Origin of the sequence: Aeromonas ichthyocola (assembly GCF_046087985.1) — a bacterium.
Lineage (GTDB): Bacteria > Pseudomonadota > Gammaproteobacteria > Enterobacterales > Aeromonadaceae > Aeromonas > Aeromonas rivipollensis.
Genome location: NZ_JBJSWH010000001.1, coordinates 431,672 through 455,782 on the forward strand (window position 1 = coordinate 431,672; position 24,111 = coordinate 455,782).

Here is a 24,111-nt window from a genome sequence, read left to right on the forward strand (position 1 = left end):
CCCCTGCCCGGTTTACTCCCGAATGGCCTTTTTGTGGTGGAAGGCGTCAAAAAAGCATCAAATTACGTCACCCTGTGCCGGTTCAGGCGGGTTTTGCGCGCCGGAGCGCTGGCGTGAAACGGGCAGAGCGGTTAGTCTAGCGGCGTTGAACCAATCCCATGAGGTACAGATGAAAACCGTATTGCGTTTTAGCCTGCTGGGCGCCTTGTTACTGGGCGGCCATGCCTTCGCCGCCGAACCGAAAAAATTTGATATCAGCATGTTCCCTGCCGCCGAAGTGAACCAGGAACGTGTCGTGATCCGCCTGCCGGAAGTCGAAAACGAAGCCGACATGATGGTCGAGCTGCAAGTGGGCAAGAAGATGCTGGTTGACTGCAACCTGCCACGCTTCGCCGGCAACCTGGAACAGCACAGCGTCAAGGGCTGGGGTTACAACTACCTGACCCTGGGCCAGGTCTCGGGCCCCGTCAGCACCCTGATGGCCTGCCCGGATGGCCAGAAGAAAGAGAGCTTCGTCCAGATCTATGGTCAGGGCTTCTTCGTGAACTACAACTCCAAGCTGCCGTTCGTCATCTATGTGCCGCAGGAGTATGAAGTGCGCTACCGTCTGTGGCGTGCCGACAACCTGGCCCAGCCAGCCATGATTGAATGAGTGTCCAACGCTCAGGTTCAGCCAATTCATGAACACAAAAAGGCGCCGTATGGCGCCTTTATTTTATTGTTTTCACCCTGCAGAGAGCGGGCTCAGCTGTACAAAACCTGACATAACTCCACTATTTTTCAGGCTTTTTGTGCAGCTGACCGCAAAATTCACCCTCGGGATGAGACAAAGGCTGTTCGATAAAAGATATTTATTAACATAGTAAGAAAATTGATTTTGCACTCTGCGACGGCCTGATGATACTTGCCCGCAAAGGTCAAACTAACCAGAACAAGAGCACTATGAGCTTCGAATCAGACAAGCGTTTCAACGACTTCAAACATTTTCCCCGTGGCCTGCGTCGCAGTGGCGAATTCACCGTGGCCGAAGCGGACAGTCTGGAAAAATATGGCACTGTGATGCTGGCGCTCTATCAGGGCAACCTGGCCCCACGCGATGACGTAGAAAGTGCCTTCATCGAGCAGGTCAAGTCTGGCGCAGCCGGCAGCAACCCCCACGCCAAGGTATGGTTCAAGTACCTGAAGGTGATAGGTCCCAAGCGGGTGCACCGTCTGTGCACAGTCGCGGGTGGCGCCAATGAGGACACGGGCGGCAGCTTTGAAGGTGGCGGCGGTGGTGGCAGCGACGAGTCCCTCGATTAATGGATACCGAGCTGCTTCGGACCTTCATCGAGGTCAGCAAGACCCGGCACTTTGGCCGGGCTGCCGAGAATCTCTACCTGACCCAATCGGCGGTGAGCTTTCGGATCCGCCAGCTCGAGCAACAACTCGGGGTCAGCCTGTTTGCCCGCCATCGCAACAACATCCGTCTGACCGCCTCGGGTGAGCGTCTGCTGCCCTATGCAGACGCCATCTTGCACACGCTAGGCCGCGCCAAGCAGGACGTGGCCCTCTCCCCCGGTTTCAGCCAGCAGCTCGCCATAGGTGCGCCCGCAGTGTTTTGGGAGCTCGACTTCAACGACTGGCTCAACCATGTCTATGCGCTGGCCCCCGGCCTGGCGGTGCGGCTCGAAACCGCCTCCCGCGAGCACCTGTGCCGCCAGTTGCTGGAGCGCTCCCTCGATCTCGCCCTGCTCTCCGAGCCGACCAAGATAGACGAGATAGCCCTGCACCCCATAGGCGAGCTGGTGTTCGAGCTGGTGAGCCGGGAGCCGGCCGCCAATGCCGACAGCCTGATGCAGATGCCCCATATTCACCTCGACTGGGGCACCAGCTTCGAGCCGCCCTCGAGCCGGTTGCAGAGCCTGCAGAAGACCCCTGTGCTGCACTCGAGCTCAGCCAGCATGGCGCTGCAGTTCGTGCTGGCCAATGGGGGCGCCGCCTATCTGCCGCGGCGCATGGTGAGCCCCTTCCTGGAGCAGGGACAACTGCACCTGGTGGAAGGGGGGCAGGCGCTGAGCCGCCCGCTCTACCTCGCCTATCTGGAGAAATCCGATCGTCGGGAGCTGATCGATCAGCTGCTCACCCTGCCGCTGGGTTGGGATGGCGCCGATCTGCGGCTGCCATCCGCCGAGTAGCCGGGCTTCAGCCTGGTCAGCATGAAAAAAGGGGCCAAGCGGCCCCTTTGTTATGGATGCGTGCCATCAGCCGTGGTGACGACGATCATTGGCCTGGGCCAGCAGGGTGCGGCTCTCGCGCAGGAACTCGTCGGCATGTTCGCCGAAGAAGCTGGATACTTGCGAGAAGGCCTCGATGAAGCCGGCTCTGTCCCCTCGTTCCAGCAACCCCAGCGCCTCGCCGAAGTTCTGGTAGTAGCGGCGGATCATCGCCAGGTTCTGCGGTGACGACAATATGATGTCGGCATAGAGGTGGGGATCCTGGGCAAACAGCCGCCCCACCATGGCTAGCTCCAGCCGGTAGATAGGGGAGCTTAAGTTAAGCAGGCGGTCGATGTTGGCCTGCTCCCGGGAGAGGTGCCAGCCGTAGGCGAAGGTGGCGAAGTGGCGCAGCGCCTGGATTAGGGTCATGGCCTCGTCGTGGGCCTTGGCCTCCACCTGCTGCAGCCGTGCGCCCCAGATAGTCATCTGATCCAGCAGCCACTGGCTGGCGGCAGGGTCACGGCCCTGGCAGCAGACGATCACCTGCTTGGCAAGGCTCGCCACGTCCGGCCCGAACATGGGGTGCAGCCCCAAGACAGGCCCCTGGTGCACTGCCAGCATATGCTCGAGCGGCGCCGCCTTCACACTGGTGACGTCCACCAGCAGGCAATCTGCTGGCAGCTTGCCGAGCCGGTCGATGATCTGGCAGGTGATGTCAATGGGCACCGCCACCATCACCAGACCCGCATCGGCGAGGATCTCGTCAGAGCGCGGCCAGTCGCCCTGCTCCAGGCTCTCGACCCGGTAGCCGGAGAGGCCGAACATCTGGCCGAACAAGCGGCCAAGCTGACCCTGGCCGCCGATGATGACCACCTTGCCAAGATCCGGCTTCATGCACTTGAAGTGGTTCTCTTTTTCGCTGGCCGATTCGAGGATGTAGGACTCGCGCATCACCCGGCGCAACACATCTTCGATGAGATCGCCGGGCACCCCCAGCAGTTCGGCCTCGGCGCGGCGGCGTGCCAGCATGCTCGCCTCCCTGTCCGGCGCATAGATGGGCAGGCCGTGGCGGCTCTTCACTTCACCCACTTCCCCCACCAGGGCCAGACGGGCGGCCAGCAGATCGATCAGCTGCTTGTCCACCACATCTATCTTGTCCCTGAGGGCATTCAACTCTTCAGCCATATCCAGTCCCTGCCGGCGCCGCTGGCGGCGGCGCCCTGTGATTCAAGAGGCAACAAGGTATCACTGCGTGGGCAGTGATACCTCTATGGTTCAATCAGTTACGACAAGATACCACGACTTACAGCGCGGTTCTGCTCTTGAGCGGCGCCGCCAGCTGGCTGTGGCAGCGGGCCAGCAGGGTTGCCGTGGTCTCCCAGTCGATGCAGGCATCGGTGATGGAGACGCCGTAGCGCATCTGCTCCTTGGGCTGCTCGCTGGACTGGTTGCCCTCGAACAGGTTGGATTCGAGCATCACCCCTATGACGGAGCGGTTGCCCTCCTGGATCTGGTGGATGACGTTGTCCGCCACCTTGGGCTGCAAACGGTGATCCTTGCTGGAGTTGCCGTGGCTGCAATCCACCACCAGACCAGGCAGCAGACCCGCCTTTTCCAGCGCCTCTTCCGCGAGCGACACATTGACCGAATCGTAGTTCGGGTGTTTGCCGCCGCGCAGTATCACGTGGCCATCCGGGTTGCCCTGGGTCTGCAGCAAGGCAACCTGGCCCTGCTGGTTGATCCCCATGAAGGCGTGGGGGCTGGAGGCCGCCTGCAGCGCGTTGATGGCGGTGCCGAGGTTACCGTCTGTACCGTTCTTGAAGCCGACCGGCATGGAGAGGCCGGAGGCCATCTCCCTGTGGGTCTGGGATTCTGTGGTACGGGCGCCGATGGCCGACCAGGAGAAGAGTTCCGCCAGGTATTGGGGGCTGATGGGATCGAGCGCCTCGGTCGCGAGCGGCAATTCCAGCTCCGCCAGCCAGCAGAGCAGCTCGCGGGCGCGGTGCAACCCCAGCTCCACGTCGAAGGTGCCGTCGAGATTGGGGTCATTGATAAAGCCCTTCCAGCCGACAGTGGTGCGTGGCTTCTCAAAGTAGACCCGCATGACAATGTAGAGAGAGTCCTGGTAGGCATCATGCAGCGTTTTGAGTCTGGTTGCGTACTCTTTGGCGGCGTCCATGTCGTGAATGGAGCAGGGTCCACAGATCACCAGCAGGCGGTGATCCCGACGGTGGATGATGTCGGCTATGGTATTGCGGGCCCCTTGCACGAATGCCAGCGCCTTGTCGGAGATGGGTAACTTCTCCTTGAGCTGGGCAGGCGTGATCATCACTTGTTCGGACTGGATATGGATGTTGTTCAGGGGGTCTCTTTGCATTTTCTCATTCTCTCTACTGTATTTAAGCCAATTGCGCCAAGGTGTATTAATTTGTTTACACAAGTCAGCGCTTTGTTACGCAACCGCCCTCACCTTACCAAGGAAAAACAAACAATCAAGTGAAACTAGCGGTTTACTGCATCAACAGATGGATTAATGACCACTCTTGTGACCAAAACAGCCAGAAAGTAGCGTGCAAAAGCCCCTCTGCACCACGAAAATCGTAAACAAATAATTACACCCTATGCCTCATCACTCCCGGGGCTGGCCTGCCGCCATAAAAAAGCGGGGCACCTGGCCCCGCTTGCGTTCCCGTGTTGCTCTTCTTTTATTATTTGCCGTGGGCCTTGATGACCGCCACCGCCTTGTCCGGGAAGTCGCTGAACACCCCATCCACATCCGCCTGATAGAGGAAGATGTTGAGCAGGTCGGTGAAGTCTTTGGCGTAGGCCGGGATCTGCCCCTGATCCTGGCGGAAGGTATAAGGGTGCACCTTGAGACCGGCGGCGTGGGCCTCCTTGACCATGGTGGTGAACACCGGCTTGCCGAGCGTGCCCGGCTCTGTGACTATCATCGGCTTCCAGGGGCCTATGCCGTCGGCGTAAGCGGCTATGGTCTTCATGGCCCCCGGCTTGAACATCCAGCCGTAGTCGTAGGGGGTCGCCTTGCCCTTGGTGTCGTAGACCATGGTCTCGTTCCAGTCGGTCTCGGCCATCAGCTGCACCAGCTTCAAGTCCATGCCCAGCGCCGGCATCAGCTCGCCGTTGATGCGCTTGAGCTCATCCACATCGAAGCTCTGCAGATAGACTTTGTCGCCCTTGTCGGTGTAGCCGTACTCCTTGAGCACGGTAAGCACGGCTTTCGAAATGTCCTTGCCCTCGTGGCGGAACAGCCAGGGGGCCTTGATCTCCGGGTAGATACCGATGTTGTTGCCGGTGCTCTTGTTGAGCCCCTGGATCATCTCTATCTCTTCCTGGAAGGTGTGGATCTTGAAGTCGGACTTCCAGAGCGGGAAGCGGGCCGGATAGACGGGCACCTGCTTGCCCTCCACCAGCTGGAAGGGCTCCGTCATGCGCAGGGAGCGCACCTCGGCCAGGGTGAAGTCCACCACGTAGTAGCGACCGTCCGGACGGGCGCGGCCGGGGAAGCGCGTCGCCACGTCCGTGATGCCGTCGAGGAAGTGATCGTGCATCACCACCAGCTGATCATCCCTGGTCATCACCAGGTCCTGTTCCAGGTAATCGGCCCCCATGCCATAGGCCAGCGCCTTGGACTCCAGGGTGTGTTCCGGCAGATAGCCGGAGGCGCCACGGTGGGCGATCACTATCTTGCCGTCATCGGCGGCCAGGGCGGGCAATGCGAGGGCAACCCCGAGGCCAAGGGCCACCAGGGAGAGGTGAGGTTGTTTCATAAAAACGGCTCTTTGTTATTGTTTATTGGATGTAGGTAGTTGTTATAGCAGAGGTTTATTGCAGTTAAACGGCGGGCGGCAAAGGCCGCCCGCCTTGTCATCAGCTTGCCTTGGGCAGGGCGTGATGGTGTTGCTCCAGCCAGGCGTGCAGTTGCTGCTGTTCGGTATCGGAGAGGCGCAGCCCCAGCTTGCTGCGGCGCCACAGTATGTCTTCCATCGAATGGGCCCACTCGCGGCTCATCAGATAACGCACTTCCGACTCGTACAGGCCGGCGCCAAAGTGCTGGCCGCGCTCCTCGTGCAACCAGAGACGGGCGTGACTGCCATAGGCCTCGGCGATACGACGGGCGTTGCGCTCATCCAGCCAGTCGAATTCGAGCATGTAGGCGCGGGCCAGCTCTGTGGTGGAGCAGTCGAACTCGCCACCGGGCAGACGGCTGCTCGCGGTCCAATCCTCGCCCATCTGGCTGAACCAGGGCTTGAGCTTGTTGCAGGCGGCCTGGGCCAGCTTGCGATAGGTGGTGAGCTTGCCGCCAAACACCGACAAGAGCGGCGCCCCGTCGGATTCGCCGGAGAGCTCGAGGGTGTAGTCGCGGGTCACCGCCTGCGGGGAGTCGGACTCGTCATCGCAGAGCGGCCGCACCCCGGCATAGGTCCAGATGACCTCGGAGGGCGCAATCTGTCGGGTGAAGTGGGCGTTGACCACCTTGCACAGGTAATTGATCTCTGCCTCGCTGATCTTCGCCTCCCGCGGGCTGCCATGGTGCTCCACGTCCGTGGTGCCGATGAGGGAGTAGTCCTGCTGGTAGGGGATGACGAAGACGATGCGGTTGTCCTCGTTTTGCAGGATATAGGCCTCTTCGCGCTCATGGATGCGCGGCACTATGATGTGGCTGCCCTTGATGAGGCGGATGCCGCGGGGGGATTTCTCGTGCAGGCTCTCGTCATAGAAGGTCTTGACCCAGGGACCGGCCGCATTGACCAGACCACGGCAGGTGACGGTGAACTGCTCGCCCCCTTCCCGCTCCAGGGTCAGGGTCCAGTGTTTGGATCCGCGTACCGCCTTGACGCAGCGGGTGCGGGTCTGCACCTCGGCGCCCTTGTCCCGGGCCATCATGGCGTTGAGCACCACCAGGCGGGCGTCATCGACCCAGGCGTCCGAATACTCGAAGCCCTTGTTGATGCCGTTCTTGAGGCCATCTTGCGGCAGGAAGCGCAGGCCGCAGCTGCCCTTGAGCTTGTCGCGCTTGGCCAGGTTGTCGTAGAGGAAGAGACCGGCGCGGATCATCCAGGCCGGGCGCAGGTGCGGGCGGTGCGGCAGGCGAAAACGCATGGGACGGGCGATGTGCGGCGCCATGCCGAGCAGCACCTCCCGCTCCGCCAGCGCCTCTTTCACCAGCCTGAATTCGTAATGTTCGAGATAGCGCAAGCCACCGTGGATCAGCTTGCTGGAGTTGGACGAGGTGGCCGAGGCGAGATCCTGCGCCTCGAACAGCGCCACCTTCAGCCCCCGCCCCGCCGCATCCGCCGCAATGCCGACCCCGTTGATGCCGCCGCCGACGACGACCAGATCATAATGTTCGCTCATGTTCACCTACTTTCTTATTTTGTGTTCGCCATGCCGGCAATGTTTGATTTCGCTCATATTAGAACATGAAAAAATGATAAACGAACATTTTATGAGGGAAATGTGATCGCGATTGTTCTGACAATGCTAAAAATGCTGCCGGTCGGTGACAAGATGCCACCCCGGCCCTTGCCATAGTCACTGCTGCCAGGGCAAATCTGCCGCAGCGGATGCGGGCGCGGCAGCCCGAGGCCGAGGCCGACAGGGCCCGACTCTGAGAGGGCCACCAGCACAGAGACACACCATGGAGGACGAGGAGAGAGCCGTTGTTTTTAGCTCAAGCCTCGCAGCGACCAGCAGAGCACAGGGACAAAGGGACAAAGGGACAAAGGGGAAAGGTAGCAGGAGCAAGGCGGCCGCCATGGGGAGAGGCCCCGAGAGAGAGCGACAAGAAAGCGGCCGCCCGGTGGCGGCCTGATGCTAATACGGCGTGGGGAGACTCAGCAGATGTGGCAGGCTATCTGATGCTGGGACATCAGTCGCATCAACTTCTCGGGCGGCTCCTGATCCGTGAACAGGGCGTGGATCTGGTTGAGGTTGCCGAGGTTGACCATGGCATTGCGGCCGAACTTGGTGTGGTCGGCGGCCAGAAACACCTGGCGGGAGTGGGCTATGATGGCCTGGGCTATCTTCACCTCGTGGTAGTCGAAATCGAGCAATGAGCCGTCGTTGTCGATGCCGGAGATACCGATGACGCCATAGTCCATGCGGAACTGGCCGATGAAGTCACGGGTCGCCTCCCCGACGATGCCGCCATCCCGGTTGCGGATCTCGCCACCGGCGATGATGACGGTGAAATCATCCTTGGCGGTGAGAATGCTGGCGACGTTGAGGTTGTTGGTGACCACGCGCAGCTCCCGGTGATCCAGCAGGGCGCGGGCTATGGCTTCTGTGGTGGTGCCGATGTCGATGAACAGCGACGAGCCATCCGGAATATTGGCGGCCACCTCGCGAGCGATACGCTCCTTCTCCTTGAGCTGCATCACCTTGCGGGCGCTGTAGGCGGTATTGACTGTACTCGAATGCAGGGAGGCCCCGCCGTGATGGCGCCTGATCTTGTTCTGCTCGGCGAGATCGTTCAGATCCCGGCGAATGGTCTGGGGGCTGACGTCAAAATGGGTCACCAGATCGTCGGTCGAGACAAAGCCCTGCCTTGTCAGAACGTCCAGGATCTCCAGATGTCGTTGGGTTTGCTTCACGCTTGCACTCCGCTTGAGAGACGAAAAAAGGCCCCGGCATTGCGGGGCCTTTGGCAGTGTACCCTATCCCTTTTCGAATCGATAAGGGCAGGATCACGTTTTATGCCTTGTCGGCAGCGGCCTTCTTGGCAGCGACGGCGATGTTCTCATGCTTGAGGGTCATTGCCAGCAGCACTATGGAGAGCACGCAAGATGCGGTCAGCACCATGAAGCCGCCGTCCCAGCCGAAGTGGTCGACTGTGTAGCCCAGCATGGCGTTGGCCGCCACGGCGCCACCCAGATAACCGAACAGACCGGTGAAGCCCGCCGCTGTACCGGCCGCCTTCTTCGGCGCCAGCTCCAGCGCATAGAGACCTATCAGCATGACGGGGCCATAGATCAGGAAGCCGATGGCGACCAGTGCCAGCATGTCGACGGTGGGGTTGCCCGCCGGGTTGAGCCAGTAGACCAGCACAGCCAGGGTCACCAGCACCATGAAGAGTATGCCGGCCGGGGCGCGGCGGCCCTGGAACATCTTGTCAGAGATCCAGCCGCACAGCAGGGTGCCCGGAATACCGGCCCACTCGTACAGGAAATATGCCCAGGAGGAGTGATCCACGCTGAAGTCTTTGGCTTCTTTCAGGTAGGTCGGAGCCCAGTCCAGCACACCGTAACGAATGAGATAAACGAAGGCGTTGGCGATGGCGATGTACCACAAGAGCTTGTTGTGCAGCACGTACTTGACGAAGATCTCCTTGGCGGAAAACTCCTGCTCGTGACTCTCGTTGTAATCCTTCGGGTAGTCGTCCTTGTACTCCTCGATGGGGGGCAGACCCACGGATTGCGGGGTATCACGCATCACGAAGAAGGCAATCACCGCAATGGCGGCGGCAGCAGCAGCCGGTACATAGAAGGCACTGCGCCAGTCATTGAACCAGCCCATGCCCAGGATGAACAGCGGACCTATCATGCCGCCGCCCACGTTGTGGGCCACGTTCCAGACCGCGACCACTTCGCCCCGCTCCTTCTGTGACCACCAGTGCACCATGGTGCGACCGCAGGGCGGCCAGCCCATGCCCTGAACCCAGCCGTTGAGGAACAGCAGCACGAACATGATGGCGATGCTGGAGGTAGCCCAATGCACAGTCCCCATCATGAACATGATACCGGCCGAGAGCAGCAGGCCGGCGGAGAGGAAGTAGCGGGCGTTGGATCGATCAGAGACGTTCCCCATCAGGAACTTGGAGAGGCCATAGGCGATGGAGACGCCGGAGAGGGCCAGGCCCAGATCACCGCGGGAGAAGCCCTGCTCGATGAGGTAGGGCATCGCCAGACTGAAGTTCTTGCGCACCAGGTAGTAGCCGGCATAACCGAAGAAGATCCCGAAAAACACCTGCCAGCGCATGCGTTTGTAGAAGGGATCCACCTTGTCGGCCGGTAGCCGCTCTATGTGGGGTGCAGGCCTGAAGAGACTAAGCATGTTCTGCTTCCTTATTGTTGTTATGGGCGGTTGAGGGTGCCCCGATCATGCCTGCGACCAGATGAGTCCTTATTCGCAAGCGAGCCTATTGTGCTCATTTGTGAACATTCAATCTGTGATGAAGGCTAAATTATTGCAGTTTTATTACAGAAAATATCACCCGGTGAGTGATCGCTCATCGGCCGCCAGCCCTTGCAGGGCAAGGAACATGACTACTCACTAAGGAGTATTAACACCGCTAACAGTTGCTTTTCGTCACATTTTCTTAGCAATGAATGGGATCTTGTCCACATTTCCGGTGGCGGGGGTCTGGTGAATTGGCACAGAAGGTTTATTTTCTCTCTCGTCCAATAACGAGCGCAAACGAGCATAACGTTTGCGTCAGCTCAAATAACAAGAAGAAACGTTTTCGGACGCAATAAATGGGAATGCAAGATAACGAAACGGAACATCAAACCTACTCTGGGTGGATATAAGGAATAACAACTATGAGCATACAAAGACCCAATACCCTGCTCGGCGAGTGCCTCGCCGAGTTTATCGGCACCGGCCTGTTGATCTTCTTCGGCGTCGGTTGTGTGGCTGCCCTGGTGCTGGCTGGCGCCAACTTCGGGCAATGGGAAATCTCCATTACCTGGGGCCTGGGGGTCGCCATCGCCATCTACGTGACCGGCGGCATCTCTGGCGCCCACCTGAACCCAGCGGTGACACTGGCACTGATGACCTTCTGCGGCTTCGACAAGCGCAAGGTAGTGCCCTTCATCATCGCCCAGATAGCGGGTGCCTTCGCCTCCGCCGCCCTGGTCTACTTCCTATACGGCAACCTCTTCACCCAGTGGGAACTGACCCACAACGTGGTGCGCGGCAGCGTAGAGAGCCTCGGCACCGCCGGCATCTTCTCCACCTACCCCAATGCCCTGCTCTCCAACATGCAGGCATTCGCGGTCGAACTGGTGATCACCGCCGTCCTGATGCTGGGCATCATGGCGCTGGGTGACAACAACAACGGCGCCCCCAAAGGCTTCGCGGCCGCCCTGCTGATCGGCATACTGATCGCGGTGATTGGCGCCTCCCTCGGCCCCTTGACCGGCTTTGCCATGAACCCGGCCCGTGACTTTGGTCCCAAACTGTTCGCCTTCTTTGCAGGCTGGGGCGATGTGGCCCTGACCGGCGGTCGCGACAACCCCTACTTCTGGGTTCCCATCCTCGGCCCCATAGTCGGCGCCCAGCTGGGTACCGCTCTGTATGTGAAAGTGCTGGCTCCCTGCGTCCCGGGCAACCGTGTCGTGACCGAAGAAGCCGCCAAGCTGTCCAATAAAGAAGAGGCCGCCGCCTAAGAGCGGTCCCCCCAAACGTGGAGAACATCATGTCTGCTGAAAAGAAATTTGTCGTCGCGCTGGATCAAGGTACCACCTCCTCCCGTGCCATAGTGTTCGATCAGGACGCCAACATAGTCGCGACCTCACAGCGCGAATTCACCCAGCACTACCCCAAGGCGGGCTGGGTCGAGCACGACCCCATGGAGATCTGGGCGACCCAGTCCTCCGTCTTCACCGAGGTGCTGGCCAAGAGCGGCCTGCACAGCGAGCAGATCGCCGCCATCGGCATCACCAACCAGCGTGAAACCACCGTTGTGTGGGAAAAGGCCACCGGCAAGCCCATCTACAACGCCATCGTCTGGCAGTGCCGCCGCACCGCGGCCATCTGTGAAGAGCTGAAAGCCCGCGGACTGGAAGAGTACGTGCGGGAAAACACCGGCCTGGTGCTGGACGCCTACTTCTCCGGCACCAAGGTGAAGTGGATCCTGGACAACGTGGAAGGGGCCCGCGAGAAGGCGATGAGCGGCGAGCTGCTGTTCGGCACCATAGACACCTGGCTGGTGTGGAAGATGACCAACGGCGAAGTGCACGTCACCGACCCGACCAACGCCTCCCGCACCATGCTCTACAACATCCGCGATCTGAAGTGGGACGAGCGGATGCTGGACGAGCTGGGCATCCCCGCCTCCATGCTGCCGGAGGTCAAACCCTCCTCCGAGGTGTATGGCTACACCACCCGTGGCGGCGGCTCCCGCATCCCCATCGCCGGCATCGCCGGTGACCAGCAGTCCGCCCTGTTCGGCCAGCTCTGCTTCGAGAAGGGGATGGCCAAGAACACCTATGGCACCGGCTGCTTCCTGCTGATGAACACCGGCACAGAGCCGGTTCGCTCCAACAACGGCCTGCTGACCACTGTCGCCATCGGCCCGAAAGGGGAAGTGAACTACGCGCTGGAAGGGGCTGTGTTTATGGGCGGCGCCACCATCCAGTGGCTGCGTGACGAGCTGAAGATCATCCACGATGCCCGCGACACCGACTACTTCGCGAGCAAGGTGGGGGACACCAACGGCGTCTACCTGGTACCGGCCTTCGTGGGCCTGGGCGCACCCTACTGGGATCCCTATGCTCGCGGCACCATGGTCGGCCTGACCCGTGGCGCCAACCGCAACCACATCATCCGCGCCGCGCTGGAATCCATCGCCTACCAGAGCCGCGACGTGCTGGATGCCATGCAGCAGGACTCCGGCATCAAGCTGGCCGCGCTCAAGGTTGACGGTGGCGCCGTCGCCAACGACTTCCTGATGCAGTTCCAGGCTGACATGATGCACACCCCTGTGGTGCGTCCGACCCGCATCGAGACCACCGCCATGGGCGCCGCCTTCCTGGCAGGCCTCGCCGTGGGCTTCTGGAAGAGCTCCGACGAGCTGGAAGACAAGTTCAGCGTGGACAGGGAGTTCATCCCCCAGATGGACAAAGCCGATCGCGCCAAGCGTTACAGCGGCTGGCAGAGGGCGGTTGAACGCTCACGCCGCTGGGCCGAAGAGGATTAATCGGGCAGCCGATGCATCCTTGAGATGAAAACGAACGAGGCCGACAGCGATGTCGGCCTCTTTTTATTGGCGAGCGCGGGTGTTCTGACCGCACCTGACCCCAGCCCTCCCCTTGCCAAGGGATGGGAGAAAATGACCCCTTCCCCTCGTGGAGGGGGAGGCCGGGAGGGGGTTGGCACTGTCGGCATGCCCTCTACAACGCCTCGGCCCCGAGCTGCTCTTTGAGGAAGTCGAGCCAGACCCGCAGCCGGATATCCCGCTGGGCATCGGAGTAGAAGACCGCATGAATGGGGCGCGAGGCGCCGCTGTTGCTGCGGGCCAGCACCTCCACCAGGGCGCCGCTCGCCCTGTCCTCCCCCGTCATGAAGTCCGACAGGCAGACGATCCCTTGACCTCTGAGTGCCAGCTGGCGCAGGGTCTCGCCGCTACTGGCCCTCAGGGTCGGGGTGATGGCGAACCTGTCCCCCTGCTCAGTGCTGAGCAGGGGCCAGTGGTTGAGGTGATCGGGGTGCAAAAAGCCGAGCAGCTCGTGGCCCGCCAGCAAGTCAGCTGGCTGGCGCGGGGTGCCGCGCTCCTTCAGATAGTCGGGGGACGCGAGCAGCCGCAGCTTGGATCGCCCGAGGGGCAGGGCGCGCAGGGAGGAGTCCGTCAGCTCGCCGATACGAATGGCCATGTCCACCCGCCGCTCCATCAGGTTGATGAAGCCCTCGGAGCTGTGCAGTTGCAGCTCTATGCCGGGGTAGCGGCGGCGGAACTCCCCTATGATGGGCACCAGCCGGTGCAGGATGAAGGGGGTGGCGGCGTCGACTCTCAGAATCCCTTCGGGTTGTTCCCGTCGCATCAGCAGGTGGCTCTCCGCCTCGCTCATCTCGGTCAGCACCTTCACCGCTCGCTGATAGAACCAGCTCCCCTCCTCGGTCAGGCTGACCCGCCGGGTGGTGCGATTGAGCAGCACTGTGGCGAGCTTCTCCTCGAGGCGCTTGATGCCGCGGCTCACAACGGAGTTGTCCATGCCGAGGTTCTCCGCCGCCTGGCGAAAGCTGCCCGCCTCCACCACGGCCACGAACAGGGTCAGTTCATCGGAATGGGTCTTCATTGTTGTCATCCTGGCAAGAGTCATGGGGCTTTATAGGCGCAATGGCCCTGGGTTGGCAAGGCAGGCAGGGTGCCAAATTCTTTATTTCCACAGATAAATAACGTGATGACCAACTCAAACCACCAACACGCTTTGTCGATACAATGTCGCCAAGAAGGCACCGTATGGCGCCAAACCATCGCAAGGATGAACATCATGAACTTCGAAGAGCGGTTGGCGGCAGCCCACCAGGAGCTTGAAAGCAAAGGCGTGTGGCACGCCAACTACAATCCCCCCTTGCTCAGATTGCTGCGCAGACTGGGCCTGCGACTCAGACCGCCCCACCATGAACGCTTTCTGGTCAACCTGCTTGCCTTTGGTCTGCCGACAGGTGCCATCTGGGGGATGTTGATGTGGTACCTCGGCTGGCAAGATGAGGTGAGTCCGGCCTTCGCCCTGCGCCAGAGCCTGCTGTTCGGCATAGGCTTCGGTCTGCTGATGGGAATCATCGTTTGGGTGCGCCGCAAGCAGCTCAAGCTGACCCCCTGGGACGCCTTGCCGCACTCCACGATCCGCACGAAAAAACGCTGACAACCGACATCACCACCGACATGGACAAGGAGACCCTTATGACCAAGGCCCATGAAAAACTGAACTATGTGGAGTTTGCAGCCAGGGATCTTGCCGCCACCAAGGCCTTCTTTCAGGCCGCTTTCGGCTGGCAGTTCGCCGACTACGGCCCCGACTACTGCGCCTTTGAGGGCGAGGGGCTGGATGGCGGCTTCTATCGCGCTGATCTCAGCAACCAAAGCGCACAGGGCGGGGCTCTCTTGGTGTTCTACAGCGCCGACATAGAGGCAACCCAGGCCAAGGTGCAGCACCATGGCGGCATCATCAACCGCCCGCTGTTTGACTTCCCCGGTGGCCGCCGCTTCCACTTTGTCGAACCCAGCGGCAACGAGTTTGCGGTCTGGTCCGAACCGGCCGCCTGATGGCGAGGGGTGGATAAGCACAATCTCTACCCTCAGCCATACCTCAAGCTTACCGTTCGCTCTTTTAGCTTTAAATTCGCTGATAGAACATCTATTTTGTGATCGTGTAACTTTCAGATTAAGGGAGAATGGTCTATCACTCTGCCGCTAGAGCCAATTAATGTTATTGATGACACTCTATTTATAAAATCCAACTCATTATCGAAATAAGTTTCATTGGAAAGAAAAACATGTCAAAAGCAATTCAAGGATTTGAATACGCAATAAAGGATGCCGAAGAGTTATTAGCCCATTTTGACAGTGTCAATGCTAACCCCCCACCTCCAAATAGTGAAGTATTAAAACGTGCAGGCCTTGTAATGGCTCTCACTGCATGGGAAACATATGTAGAAGATCGCCTCATCGAGGAAATGCACAAGAAGCTTGCTATTGTACAAGGAAGTTACCTTGGCGATTTTATACTAAAAAAGCTGCATGCCGACTTAAAGACATTCCATAACCCCAGCTCTGATAAAACCAAGAAAATATTTCAAGATTATTTAGGCTTTGACGTTACTGAGGGATGGCGATGGTCTAACTATGAACCAGAAAAGGTCAGAGCCACTCTAAATCAATGGATAAAAAAACGTGGTGATGCTGCGCATCGCTCAAAGCCAATAAATTCAGGCATCCCATCAGCCCACCTTATTAAACGCGATGAGCTTGAAAAAGTTATTCGCTTTATCAAAGACCTAGTTAGAGCCACAGATAATTACGTAAATGATAAAATAGAACAACATCATGCGTCTGTATTTGAAAGGCAGCATTTACTATCCAGCTAATTTTTTCGAACAGCATGAGCATTAATATTTTTTGCAAGTTTCGTTATCGCCTGAGACCGGTGCTTAACCGGTCTCTTTATTTCTGACTGCATCCCATTGCTGCTCTCCCCTCAATAGTGTTTTGCGACTGCTGCCCTGTTTCCCCCAGTCTGCCGGGGGCATACTGACCGTCGTTTTAGCAAGGAGGTTCAGATGCCATCCCCCCTGATCGTGATTGCCGAACTTGAGGCCAAACCTGAATTCGCCGCCGAGTGTCGGGCCGCCCTGGCGCCGCTCGTCAACGCCAGCCGGCAAGAGCCCGGGTGCCTTGGCTACCGGCTGCACCAGAGCCTGGAGAGCCCCCACGGCTGGATGATCCACGAGGAGTGGGAGAGCGATGCGGCGCTCAGTACCCACCAGCAGCAGCCCCATTTTCTCGCCTTCGTGGCCAACACCCGGGGCTGGTTTGCCAGCACCAGCGTTCGCCGCTATCAGCTAGCCTGAATCCAGCCGGGGCCTGTCCTCTGCCAGCCCTGGATGCGAGGATGGGCCGACAAAATATTGAGCGTAGAAACAATAACTTGAGGAATATGATGATGAAGATGCCCAACCTGGGTCTTGGTACCTTTCGCCTGAAAGATCAGCCCCTGCGCGACTCCCTGCTGCAGGGTCTGGATCTCGGCTATCGCCACATAGATACCGCCCAGATCTATGACAACGAGGCCGACGTGGGCCGCTTGATGAGCGAAAGTGGCGTCCCCCGCCAGGATATCTACCTGACCACCAAGGTGTGGATCAGCGAGTTTGGCCCGAGCAAGGTGATCCCGAGCCTGAAGCTGAGCCTGGAGAAACTACGCACCGACTATCTGGATCTGGCGCTTATTCACTGGCCCTCCCCCAAGGATGAGGTGCCGATGGCGGTCTATCTGGAGCAGCTGGCCGAGGCCAAGGCCCGGGGCCTGACCCGGGAGATCGGGGTCTCCAACTTCACGGTGGCCCAGCTTAAAGAAGCCATCGCTATCCTGGGGCCGGGCGCCATCGCCCACCAGCAGGTGGAGATCCATCCCCTGTTGCAAAACCGCAAGGTGGTGGAGTTCTGCCAGGATCAGGGCATCGCCATCACCGCCTATATGCCGCTGGCCTATGGCAAGGTGCTGAGCGAGCCGCTGCTGATGGAGATAGGCAAGCGCCACGGCGTCTCGGCGGCCCAGGTGTCCCTGGCCTGGCTGCTGGCCCAGGGCATGACGGTGATCCCGAGCTCCACCAAGCGGGAGAATCTCGCCGCCAACCTGGCCGCCCTCAAGGTGCAACTCAGCCCCGAGGAGATGGCACAGATTGCCACCCTGGAGCGAGGGGAGCGCTGCGCCAACCCGGACTTCGCCCCGAATTGGGATTAAACGGGAGAGGACGCATTGTATCTATCGCTGCGGCGGCGGATACCGGCAACCCTCACTAGCCAATTGCAACCACGAGCTATCCCCTCTCCCTGCGGGAGAGGGTTAGGGTGAGGGGCAAGCTACCTCCCCCTCATCCCCAACCCTTCTCCCGCAAGGGGAGAAGGGAGCAAATAACGCTCTAATGACATTCTTGAACACCAGCGGGAGGCCCAGTGCCTCCCGCTTTTTTTGTCTCCAATACCGCGCGCCACCGCCGCCCGCGCAGCAGCCCCCCTGCCCTTGCCCCTTTCCTCTTTATTCCCAGCTCGGTCTGTACGCCTTGCTTCTACGCGCTTTGTCTCCGCAGCCTCAGCCATTCCCTCTACCCCATTCCACGGATCCATTGCTGCTAATTTGGCAAAAGTAATTTGACGTTGCCGTCATTTTTGCCAACAAAGCTCATCGGCATACTGGCGCCATTCTCCCGTCGGGAGCCACTATCCAAGGAGTTTGTATGCCACTGGCGTTATTTGCCCTCACCCTGAGTGCCTTCGCGATCGGCACCACCGAATTTGTAATAGTGGGGCTGATCCCCACCATAGCCGAGCAGCTCAATGTCTCGCTCCCCTCGGCGGGCCTCTTGGTCAGCCTCTATGCCCTGGGCGTCGCCATAGGCGCGCCTGTGCTGACGGCGCTCACCGGCAAGCTGCCGCGCAAGTGGCTGCTGGTGGGGTTGATGGCGCTCTTCACCGCCGGCAACCTGCTGGCCTGGCAGGCACCGGGCTATGAGAGCCTGATCGTCGCCCGCATCCTCACCGGCCTGGCCCACGGGGTCTTCTTCTCGGTGGGCTCGACCATAGCCACGGGTCTGGTGGCCAGGGAGAAGGCGGCGAGCGCCATCGCCATCATGTTCAGCGGCCTGACCGTCGCCCTGGTGACAGGCGTACCGCTCGGCACCTGGATTGGTCAGCAGTTCGGCTGGCGCGAGACCTTCCTGGTGGTGAGCGCACTCGGGGTCATCGCCATGGTCGGCAGCCTGCTGCTGATCCCGAGCAACCTGCCCAAGGGGACAGCCTCCACCATTCGCGAGCAGCTCGCCGTGCTGACCCACAAGCCCCTGCTGATGGTCTACGCCAAGACGGCCCTGGGTTACGGCGGCGCCTTCACCGCCTTTACCTTCCTCGCCCCCATCTTGCAACAGGTGAGCGGTTTCGGTGCCAATGCGGTAAGCCTGATCCTGCTGGTGTACGGGGTCTCGGTGGCGGTCGGCAACATCTGGGGCGGCAAGCTGGCGGACAAGATGGGCCCGCTGCCCGCGCTGAAGCTGATGTTTGGCGGCCTGGCACTTATCCTGCTGATGCTCACCTTCACCGCGCCCCATCCGGTGCTGGCGGTGCTCACAGTGCTGGTGTGGGGTGCCTTCGCCTTTGGCAACGTGCCGGGCCTTCAGGTGCTGGTGGTAAAACAGGCCGAGCGCCATACCCCGAACGCCGTGGATGTGGCCTCCGGCCTCAACATCGCCGCCTTTAACGTCGGCATAGCGCTGGGATCCGTGGTGGGCGGTTTTGTGGTGGAGCACCTGGGGTTGATGCACACACCCTGGATCGGGGCCCTCATAGTGCTGCTGGCCTATGGCCTCACCCATGCAAGCGAGAAGCGCGAGGCCAGGCTGGCGCTGGCAATCTAATCCGCCGCGCAAAAAAACAAAAAGGCCGACACCTGGTGTCGGCCTTTCTCATTTTCAGGGGCGGGATCAAGGCTCCTTGAGATCCTCATCCGCGGCCCAGCGCGCCTCCAGCCAGAGCAGATTGACCAGGCCGCACAGCAGCGCAAACCCCAACCCCAGTATCCAGGTGAAATACCACATATCGAAGACTCCTCAATTCCGGTGTTAGTAGAGGCTATGGCCCTGCTCGCGCACCTGCTCGGTACTCATCTTGCCCCGCGCCACCCAATAGACCCAGAGGGTATAACCCAGGTTGATGGGCATCAGCACGGCGACGATTCCCAGCATGATAAGAAGGGTGCCCTCGCTGGAGGTGCCGTCCCACAGGGTCAGGCTGCTCGACGGATCCAGGGACGAGGGCAGCACGAAGGGGAAGAGGGCGATGGCCACGGTCAGCATCATGGCGGCGCAGGCACCGCCGCTGGCAAGGATCGCCAGCCGCGCCCGGCCAAGGTGGCTTGCCAGCGTGCTCAAGAGCGGCAACAGGAGACCGAGGACAGGCACAGCCCAGAGCAGCGGGTGCGCCACGAAGTTGCCAAGCCAGCCATCCGGCGCCGTCGTCACCTCTTTCATCAGGGGCGTCAGGGCGCTGTTGAGATCGCCAATCTCGGCTATCCGGTAACCACGCATCTGGCTGAGCCAGACCGCGCCCAGGGCAAACAGAGCACTCGCCAGGGGCCCGAGCCAGAGGCTCTGGTGGGCGCAGCGCTCGGCTATCACCCCTTGGGTCTTGCACTGCAGGAAGCTGGCACCGTGCAGCATCAGCAGGCCAGCGCCGTGCCCATGCAGGTGAAGAGCAGCGGCCAGTTGAAATCGAAGGCGCCATAGTGGATGCGAAGGGCCGAGTCGAAACGAAACGGCAAGCCTTGCAGCAGGAAGCCGAGGGTAGCGCCAAACACCAGGGTCGGCAGCAGGGCCCCCATCACCAGGGCCCTGTCCCACCAGCGGCGCCACGCAGGGTCCGGCAGCTTGCTGCGATAGTCAAAGCCCACCGGGCGCAGGAAGAGGCCGAACAGCAGGAACATGAAGGGCACATAGAGGGCCGAGAAGGAGGCGGCATAGACCAGGGGCCAGGCGGCGAACAGGGTGCCAGCACCGGCGATGAGCCACACCTGGTTACCCTCCCACACGGGCCCCACGCTGTTGAGCAGCACCCGCCGCTCCTCATCGGTTTTGGCCACCACAGGGAGCAGCAGGCCGACCCCGAGATCGAAGCCGTCCATCACCACGAAGCCGATGAGCAGGAAGAGCACCAGCCCCCACCAGACGAGTTTCAGGGTTTCGTAATCCATCAGATGGGACTCCCGTTTTGCAACACTTCACCTTGATAACGACCCGTTTGCAGGCTGGCGGGCCCTTTGCGGATCACATGACGCAACAAGAACAGCTCCACCACCAGCAGGCTGCTGTAGATGAGGAAGATGGCGATGAGGCTGAACCAGAGTTGACCCGGTTGCAGCAAGGAGACCGACGCCGACACCGGCAGCACGTCGCTGATGGTCCAGGGCTGGCGACCGAACTCGGCCACGAACCAGCCCGCCTCTATGGCAATCCAGGGCAGCGGTATGCTCCAGAACAGGGCTTTGAGCAGACGCGGGGATTGCACCAGCCTGCCCCGGCACAGTTGCAGGAAGGCGGCGGCAAAGAGCAGCAGCAACACCCCCCCTATGCCCACCATCAGCCGGAAGCTCCAGAACAGCGGCGCCACCTGGGGGATGGAGTCGTCCACCGCCTTGGCAATGGCCCCTTCGTCCGCCTTGCCGATCTCCTTGGCATAGGGAGTGAGCAAGAGGCCATAGCCTAGATCGGCGCGGTGGCGCTCGAAGGTGGCTCTCGCCTCGGCATTGCTACCATCCGCTCGCAGGGCTTCCAGGGCCTCGTGGGCCAGCATGCCGCTGCGAATGCGCACCTCGTGCTCGGCCTTGAGATCTTTAAGGCCTGTCACCTGCTCATCCAGGGAGCGGGTGGCTATGATGCCCATCAGATAGGGGATCTTGATGGCCCCGTGAGTGGTCTCGGCACTCTGATCCGGCAGGCCGAACAGGGTGAAGGAGGCCGGAGCAGGTTCGGTCTCCCACTCCGCCTCTATGGCGGCGAGCTTGACCTTCTGCACCTCCCCGGAGCGGTAGCCCGACTCGTCCCCGAGGACGATGACAGAGAGGATGGCGGCCAGGCCAAAGCCCGAGGCGATGGCGAAGGATCGCAGGGCGAAGCGCACCTCCATGCGGCGCAGCAGATACCAGCTGCTCACCCCCATCACGAACAGGGAGGCGGCCACATAACCCGCCGCCACAGTGTGGACGAACTTGACCTGGGCCACGGGGTTGAAGATCACCGCCGCCACGTCCACCAGCTCCATGCGCATCGTCATGGGGTTGAACTCGGCGCCGACCGGGTTCTGCATCCAACCGTTGGCGATGAGGATCCAGAGGGCGGAGAGGTTGGAACCGAGCGCCACCAGCGCCGTCACCAGCAGGTGCTGGCCCCGGGAGAGCTTGTCCCAGCCGAAGAAGAAGAGGCCCACCAGGGTGGACTCCAGGAAGAAGGCCATCAGCCCCTCCACCGCCAGCGGGGTGCCGAAGATGTCGCCGACGTAGTGGGAGTAGTAGGCCCAGTTGGTCCCGAACTGGAACTCCAGGGTGATCCCCGTAGTGACCCCCATGACGAAGTTGATGCCAAACAGCTTGCCCCAGAAGCGGGTGATGTCCTTGTAGATCACCTTGCCGGTCATCACGTAGGCGGATTCGGCGATCACCAGGATCCAGGACAGCCCCAGGGTGAGGGGCACAAACAGAAAGTGGAACATCGCCGTCGCGCCGAACTGTATTCGGGAGAGGCTGACCACATCATCCGGATTGATCATGCGTCACTCTCTTTTGTTGTATTTGCCTTGCACGTTTCGTGCGTGACAAGTACATCACGGAGCATGACACCTATAACAGATGCAGTTATATTGAGTTACACCTATAACAGTTGATCCAGATCATGTCCCTTTACCAGCAGTTGGCCGACCGCCTGCAAAGCCAGATCGATGACGGTATCTGGCAACCGGGGGAGCGCATCCCCTCCATTCGCCAGAGCTGCAAGACCCACAACCTGAGCCCGATGACGGTGCTGCAGGCCTATCAACTACTGGAGAGCCAGGGGCGGATCCTCGCCCGCCCCCAGTCCGGCTACTACGTCAAGGCCGCCTCGCCCAAGTTGGTACAGCACACGCCGAGCCAGACCCACTACAGCGGCTCGGTGGATATCAACGATCTGGTGTTCGAGATGTTGCAGGCGAGTAAATCGCGGGAGCTGGTGCCCCTTGGCATGTCGGTGGCCGACCCGACCCTGTTCCCCATCCCCAGCTTGGGCGGGCGCTGGCGAGCTGCATGCGCCGCCTCGACCCCTTCAGCACTGTCGCAGATCTGCCCCCCGGCAACGAGGCGCTGCGCCGCGCCATCGCCCAGCGTTACGCCAGCGACGGCCTGGCGGTGGATCCCCAGGAGATCATCATCACCACAGGCGCCATGGAGGCCCTCTCCCTCAGCCTGCAGGTGTTGACCGAGCCCGGAGACTGGGTAGTGGTGGAGTCCCCCACCTTCTACGGCGCCCTGCAGGCCATAGAGCGCTTGCAGCTCAAGGTGGTGGAAATCCCTGTGATCCCCGGGGTGGGCATCGATCTCGACGCTGCTGGAAGACGCCCTCACCCGCATTCCGGTCAAGGCGTGCTGGCTGATGGGCAATGTGCAGCACCCGCTGGGCCACACCATGCCGGATGCGTCACAAAGCGCAACTGATGGCACTGCTCAACAGCCACAAGGTGCCGCTTGTGGAGGATGACGTCTATGCCGAGCTCTACTTTGGCCGCGAGCGCCCCAGCCCCATCAAACGCTGGGACGCCCGGGGCGACAGCCTGCTGTGCGGCTCCTGGACCAAGTGCCTGGCGCCGGGCTTTCGGGTCGGCTGGGTGGTGGCGGGACCCCATGCCGAGCGCATCCAGCGGCTGCAACTGATGTCCACCCTCTCCACCAATGTGCCGAGCCAGCTGGCGCTCGCCGACATGCTGCGCCAGGGCGGGGTGGATGCCCACTTTCGCCGCCTGCGCCACACCCTGGCCCAGCGCCAGCAGCAGATGCGGGCGGCCCTGCTGCGGCTGTTGCCGGGCGAGGTGCGGATCTCCTCCCCCGATGGCGGCTACTTCCTCTGGCTGGAGCTGCCTGCCCATTTCGACAGCCGCGCCCTGCACGCCCAGGCCCTGGATTGCGGCTTCTCCATGGCCCCCGGCGCCCTCTTTTCCAGTCAGGGACAGCACAACCACTGCCTGCGCCTCAACAGCTCCCATCCCTGGAGCGAACAGCTGGAGCAGGCGCTCCACCCAGCTGGCGGGCCTGATAAAACAGCAGCTCACGCCCCATCGAGGCAAAGAGCCGCTGGCGAAACAAGGCCCCATGACGGGGCCTTTGTTTATTCACCGGACGTCGGGCTATCTGGCGTAAGTCTCTGACTGGCGCTTGAAGCCAAGAGACTCGTAGAGCGACCTGGCCCTGTCATTGAATGACATGACTTCCAGCTTGAGCTGGCTGGCATCATGGGCCTTGGCCCAGTCATCACAATGGGCGATCAGCTCCTTGCCGATGCCACGGGATCTGTGGTGCTCATCCACCACCACTGTCGTGATGCGGCAGACGGGCAGCTTGGTAAGAAACGGAATGGCTTCATTGATATCGATTCGGGCAGTCAGAAACCCCGCGACCACCCCCTCCACCACGGCGACACAAAACAGCCGCCCCTCCCGTTGGATGGCGTCCAGCAGAAACGCCCGCTGCTGCGAAGAGGGAGGGCAGAACACCTCGGGAGCCTGCTCGAAGTGGATCTGCCCTATCTGCCGATCCAGTTCGACGATGGCATCGAGATCCTGCTCGGTTGCCTTGCGTATTTCCAATGGGTGCTCCTTGCCTGTGGCTGATGACCTCACCCCAGTGGCCTGGGGAAAAACCCATCATAGGGGTGTCGGCAC

21 protein-coding genes and 2 pseudogenes are annotated in these 24,111 nt (G+C 60.8%); 12 read left to right on the forward strand and 11 right to left on the reverse strand.

Translation table 11 applies throughout. From position 1 onward, the window contains the following. Nucleotides 1-169: 169 nt before the first annotated feature. The 3 genes from eco (at nt 170) to hdfR (ending at nt 2,177) form a co-directional block, all read left to right on the forward strand. On the forward strand, nt 170-652 hold the full coding sequence (gene eco, locus ACF2JD_RS01930) for a serine protease inhibitor ecotin (protein ID WP_005328180.1): 483 nt from the start codon (nt 170-172) through the stop codon (nt 650-652). 290 nt (nt 653-942) lie between these two features. Next, entirely contained in the window at nt 943-1,302 is a 360-nt protein-coding gene (gene maoP / locus ACF2JD_RS01935; RefSeq protein ID WP_162627362.1) for a DUF413 domain-containing protein, read from the forward strand. Beyond that, nucleotides 1,302-2,177 carry an HTH-type transcriptional regulator HdfR gene (hdfR, locus tag ACF2JD_RS01940; RefSeq protein WP_025326467.1) on the forward strand — a complete coding sequence of 292 codons (876 nt, stop codon included), beginning with the start codon at nt 1,302-1,304 and terminating at the stop codon, nt 2,175-2,177. Before maoP ends, hdfR begins: the two co-directional genes overlap by 1 nt. A gap of 66 nt (nt 2,178-2,243) precedes the next feature. Here hdfR and tyrA read toward each other — a convergent pair whose 3' ends face one another. The 6 genes from tyrA to glpT all read right to left on the reverse strand — a co-directional run bounded on the left by tyrA (nt 2,244) and on the right by glpT (nt 10,271). Further along, nucleotides 2,244-3,383 (reverse strand): bifunctional chorismate mutase/prephenate dehydrogenase, encoded by a 1,140-nt coding sequence (gene tyrA, locus ACF2JD_RS01945; RefSeq protein ID WP_440986647.1) that lies wholly within the window; start codon nt 3,381-3,383, stop codon nt 2,244-2,246. Between the two features lie 118 nt (nt 3,384-3,501). Further along, the gene (locus tag ACF2JD_RS01950; RefSeq protein ID WP_440986648.1) at nt 3,502-4,575 is read right to left on the reverse strand and encodes a 3-deoxy-7-phosphoheptulonate synthase; all 1,074 of its coding nucleotides are present in this window, start codon (nt 4,573-4,575) and stop codon (nt 3,502-3,504) included. 331 nt (nt 4,576-4,906) lie between these two features. After that, nucleotides 4,907-5,986 carry a glycerophosphodiester phosphodiesterase gene (gene glpQ / locus ACF2JD_RS01955; protein ID WP_429147800.1) on the reverse strand — a complete coding sequence of 360 codons (1,080 nt, stop codon included), beginning with the start codon at nt 5,984-5,986 and terminating at the stop codon, nt 4,907-4,909. Between the two features lie 100 nt (nt 5,987-6,086). Then, on the reverse strand, nt 6,087-7,574 hold the full coding sequence (gene glpD, locus ACF2JD_RS01960) for a glycerol-3-phosphate dehydrogenase (RefSeq protein WP_440986649.1): 1,488 nt from the start codon (nt 7,572-7,574) through the stop codon (nt 6,087-6,089). Nucleotides 7,575-8,053: 479 nt separating this feature from the next. Next, nucleotides 8,054-8,812, reverse strand: a complete 759-nt coding sequence (locus ACF2JD_RS01965) for a DeoR/GlpR family transcriptional regulator (RefSeq protein WP_005328190.1) — start codon at nt 8,810-8,812, stop codon at nt 8,054-8,056. 100 nt (nt 8,813-8,912) lie between these two features. Then, complete coding sequence (gene glpT, locus ACF2JD_RS01970; RefSeq protein WP_111912610.1) at nt 8,913-10,271, reverse strand: glycerol-3-phosphate transporter; 1,359 nt, start codon at nt 10,269-10,271, stop codon at nt 8,913-8,915. A 488-nt stretch (nt 10,272-10,759) separates the two neighbouring features. Between glpT and ACF2JD_RS01975 the strand changes: the two genes are divergently transcribed. Together ACF2JD_RS01975 and glpK are read left to right on the forward strand one after the other, a co-directional pair. Next, nucleotides 10,760-11,608 (forward strand): MIP/aquaporin family protein, encoded by an 849-nt coding sequence (locus ACF2JD_RS01975; protein ID WP_005327692.1) that lies wholly within the window; start codon nt 10,760-10,762, stop codon nt 11,606-11,608. A 29-nt stretch (nt 11,609-11,637) separates the two neighbouring features. Then, nucleotides 11,638-13,140: a glycerol kinase GlpK gene (glpK, locus tag ACF2JD_RS01980; RefSeq protein ID WP_440986650.1), complete on the forward strand. Its 1,503-nt coding sequence runs from the start codon at nt 11,638-11,640 to the stop codon at nt 13,138-13,140. A gap of 193 nt (nt 13,141-13,333) precedes the next feature. On the opposite strand, the gene ACF2JD_RS01985 is transcribed toward glpK, so the two are convergent. After that, a complete protein-coding gene (locus ACF2JD_RS01985) occupies nt 13,334-14,236 on the reverse strand; it encodes a LysR substrate-binding domain-containing protein (protein WP_408848068.1) in 903 nt (300 codons plus the stop codon). 195 nt (nt 14,237-14,431) lie between these two features. Here ACF2JD_RS01985 and ACF2JD_RS01990 point away from each other — a divergent pair, with 195 nt between their 5' ends. The 6 genes from ACF2JD_RS01990 to ACF2JD_RS02015 all read left to right on the forward strand — a co-directional run bounded on the left by ACF2JD_RS01990 (nt 14,432) and on the right by ACF2JD_RS02015 (nt 19,070). After that, nucleotides 14,432-14,806 carry a DUF6404 family protein gene (locus ACF2JD_RS01990; RefSeq protein WP_440986651.1) on the forward strand — a complete coding sequence of 125 codons (375 nt, stop codon included), beginning with the start codon at nt 14,432-14,434 and terminating at the stop codon, nt 14,804-14,806. Between the two features lie 38 nt (nt 14,807-14,844). Beyond that, nucleotides 14,845-15,207 carry a VOC family protein gene (locus ACF2JD_RS01995; RefSeq protein WP_440986652.1) on the forward strand — a complete coding sequence of 121 codons (363 nt, stop codon included), beginning with the start codon at nt 14,845-14,847 and terminating at the stop codon, nt 15,205-15,207. Between the two features lie 230 nt (nt 15,208-15,437). Next, nucleotides 15,438-16,028 carry a HEPN domain-containing protein gene (locus ACF2JD_RS02000; RefSeq protein WP_171275814.1) on the forward strand — a complete coding sequence of 197 codons (591 nt, stop codon included), beginning with the start codon at nt 15,438-15,440 and terminating at the stop codon, nt 16,026-16,028. Nucleotides 16,029-16,220: 192 nt separating this feature from the next. Next, a complete protein-coding gene (locus ACF2JD_RS02005) occupies nt 16,221-16,511 on the forward strand; it encodes an antibiotic biosynthesis monooxygenase (protein WP_440986653.1) in 291 nt (96 codons plus the stop codon). A gap of 89 nt (nt 16,512-16,600) precedes the next feature. Then, a complete protein-coding gene (gene dkgB / locus ACF2JD_RS02010) occupies nt 16,601-17,404 on the forward strand; it encodes a 2,5-didehydrogluconate reductase DkgB (RefSeq protein ID WP_440986654.1) in 804 nt (267 codons plus the stop codon). Nucleotides 17,405-17,897: 493 nt separating this feature from the next. Then, on the forward strand, nt 17,898-19,070 hold the full coding sequence (locus tag ACF2JD_RS02015; protein WP_427256128.1) for an MFS transporter: 1,173 nt from the start codon (nt 17,898-17,900) through the stop codon (nt 19,068-19,070). Nucleotides 19,071-19,136: 66 nt separating this feature from the next. Here ACF2JD_RS02015 and cydX read toward each other — a convergent pair whose 3' ends face one another. The 3 genes and pseudogenes from cydX to ACF2JD_RS02030 form a co-directional block, all read right to left on the reverse strand. Next, complete coding sequence (cydX, locus tag ACF2JD_RS02020; RefSeq protein WP_025326454.1) at nt 19,137-19,250, reverse strand: cytochrome bd-I oxidase subunit CydX; 114 nt, start codon at nt 19,248-19,250, stop codon at nt 19,137-19,139. Nucleotides 19,251-19,274: 24 nt separating this feature from the next. Beyond that, nucleotides 19,275-20,401, reverse strand: a pseudogene (gene cydB, locus ACF2JD_RS02025) (cytochrome d ubiquinol oxidase subunit II). Then, a complete protein-coding gene (locus tag ACF2JD_RS02030) occupies nt 20,401-21,972 on the reverse strand; it encodes a cytochrome ubiquinol oxidase subunit I (protein ID WP_440986655.1) in 1,572 nt (523 codons plus the stop codon). The pseudogene cydB and the gene ACF2JD_RS02030 overlap by 1 nt, the downstream one beginning before the upstream one ends. Before the next feature lie 122 nt (nt 21,973-22,094). Between ACF2JD_RS02030 and ACF2JD_RS02035 the strand changes: the two are divergent. Continuing rightward, nucleotides 22,095-23,590 (forward strand): annotated as a pseudogene (locus ACF2JD_RS02035) (aminotransferase-like domain-containing protein). On the opposite strand, the gene ACF2JD_RS02040 reads toward ACF2JD_RS02035, so the two are convergent. Next, nucleotides 23,578-24,036, reverse strand: coding sequence for a GNAT family N-acetyltransferase (locus ACF2JD_RS02040; protein ID WP_440986656.1), 459 nt, complete (start codon nt 24,034-24,036; stop codon nt 23,578-23,580). The pseudogene ACF2JD_RS02035 and the gene ACF2JD_RS02040 overlap by 13 nt on opposite strands. Nucleotides 24,037-24,111: the final 75 nt, after the last annotated feature.